The 603-nt window shown below is 40.5% G+C and carries 1 protein-coding gene; it reads left to right on the top strand.

The annotated features are described in order from the left end of the window. Positions 1 to 193 precede the first annotated feature (193 nt). Positions 194 to 478 carry a ComEA family DNA-binding protein gene (locus tag R8O11_RS29330; RefSeq protein ID WP_021449594.1) on the top strand — a complete coding sequence of 95 codons (285 nt, stop codon included), beginning with the start codon at positions 194 to 196 and terminating at the stop codon, positions 476 to 478. The last annotated feature ends 125 nt before the right edge of the window (positions 479 to 603 follow it).

Here is a 603-nt window from a genome sequence, read left to right as displayed (position 1 = left end):
GCGTGCTAACACAGACATTGAGTACTTTGTTGTGAGCAACTAAGCACTAATTATGTAATTTGCATGTTAACTAAAACGGGTCGCGTAAGCGGCCCGTTTTATTTTTGTTTAAACAAACTTCAATGACGATGAGTGTTTGCCTACATTAGGGCGGATTATTTCAGAGCGTTAATTTGGAGTGTATATGTTCAATATGAAATGGATTTTAACCTTGTGTTTAGTGGTGTTCGCACCACTCAGTTTGGCCGCTGATACCAAGGCTGATAAATATGAAGGAATTGAAATTACGGTCAATATCAATACTGCTTCTGCAGAAGAGATAGCAACGATGCTGAAAGGTATTGGCGAAAAGAAAGCGCAAAGCATAGTTGACTACCGTACCGAGCATGGCCCATTTAAAACAGCAGCTGATTTAACCAATGTAAAAGGAATTGGTGAAGCAACAATCAAGAAAAACGAAGACCGCATTCTTCTATAAACGCGGGCGTCGACCATTGTATTCTTAATGAGTTTTCGTTTCCGGTTACTGCTTTCCCGAACCAAACCCTCTTTCGTGGTTCGGGATTTTTTATCCACATATACGGCGATGGAATCCTTTCTCTA

The organism is Vibrio sp. 1288, assembly GCF_033344475.1.
The sequence above is the reverse complement of the archived record's forward strand: the minus strand, read 5'-3'. Positions and strand labels throughout refer to the sequence as shown.